Here is a 1257-nt window from a genome sequence, read left to right as displayed (position 1 = left end):
TAAATATTGATTAATACCGCCAACAATTATTATTGTTCCAAGGGCAAGCACCATGGAAAGTAATACGATTTTGATAACTCCTTTTAGATTATCTCGGTTATGAGTGACGATTCGCTGTGCTGAAAACCCTACTGCAGCACCCAATGAATTTATAATAATATCATTTATATCAAAAGCTCCTAAATGTGTAAGCATTTGAATCGTTTCAAGAATTGTTATTGATACTATAAAAACGACGATAAAGCGTTTAAAACTACAACGAAACAGGAGTGGAATAATCACGCCAAAAGGGATAAACGCTAAAAAATTCCCGTACTCAAAAAACCAGATTTGAAAGCCTTTTCCTATTGGATAATGCAATGGGATTCCTTCAGGTATTAGATTGTATCGTAAGCTAGAGTCTGTCCCCAGTAGACCTCTATTAAAACCTAGATATAAGAAATAGAGGATCAAAGCTGTATATAATGTTAACAGCACAATTGTGATTTTACGTAAATTTACTTGTTTCATAAAATGTCCTTTCTTTTCTTTGATGTAAAAGATTGCATCTTACCATTTTAAGTATGAAGTTTCAATAGGTCTTCCACTCTCCAGCAAACCTTATGGATTCCTTGCCTTGCATAAAAAATCGTTGGCATGATACTTAACAGTAAATAAGAGAAAGAATTTCTAGTAATGAAATTCGTTCTCAATTTTAAAATCTATATGATGAAACGCATAAAAAGTTTAACTAATTTTTTTGATTTTTTAAACCCCATTCACATAACTGTTCCAAAGCCGGTAATAGGGATTGTGCTTTTTGTGTAAGACTGTACTCTACTTTAGGTGGGACTTGCGGATATTCTTTTCGTACAATCATGCCGTCTGCTTCCAACTCTTTAAGCTGTGAACTTAATATTTTGAAGGTAATGGTCCCCAATTTTCTTTGCAATTCATTAAAGCGGACTGTTTCGTTTTCTGCCAAAATATAAATAATTAGCATTTTCCACTTACCACCAATAATTGATAATGTATAGCCAAAAGGTGTCTCTCGAACGTTGCCCTTCTCTACATAGTCAGACATCCCCATCTTTTTACACTATCCTTTCTAATAGTACCTATCAAAAAAGTGCGTACTATTTTTTTATTTATGACTATTTTATATTTAACCTATTCTCAAGTACAGGAATGGTAAAAATGAAAAAAATTAAAACAGTCAACCACGATCTTTGGGATCACGGCATTTCCACGGGGTTCAGCGTAGGTGGAACAGTCTAT

The 1257-nt window shown here is 33.7% G+C and carries 2 protein-coding genes; both read right to left on the bottom strand.

Features of this window, described 5'->3' with window-relative positions:
* Positions 1-510: VanZ family protein (locus tag QI30_RS18945; RefSeq protein WP_148113892.1), on the bottom strand; the 510-nt coding region annotated here is incomplete at its 3' end.
* A gap of 220 nt (positions 511-730) precedes the next feature.
* Positions 731-1069: a winged helix-turn-helix transcriptional regulator gene (locus QI30_RS18940; RefSeq protein WP_126992084.1), complete on the bottom strand. Its 339-nt coding sequence runs from the start codon at positions 1067-1069 to the stop codon at positions 731-733.
* Positions 1070-1257: the final 188 nt, after the last annotated feature.

The organism is Candidatus Kurthia intestinigallinarum (assembly GCF_003991225.1).
GTDB lineage: Bacteria > Bacillota > Bacilli > Bacillales_A > Planococcaceae > Kurthia > Kurthia populi.
The sequence above is the reverse complement of the archived record's forward strand: the minus strand, read 5'-3'. Positions and strand labels throughout refer to the sequence as shown.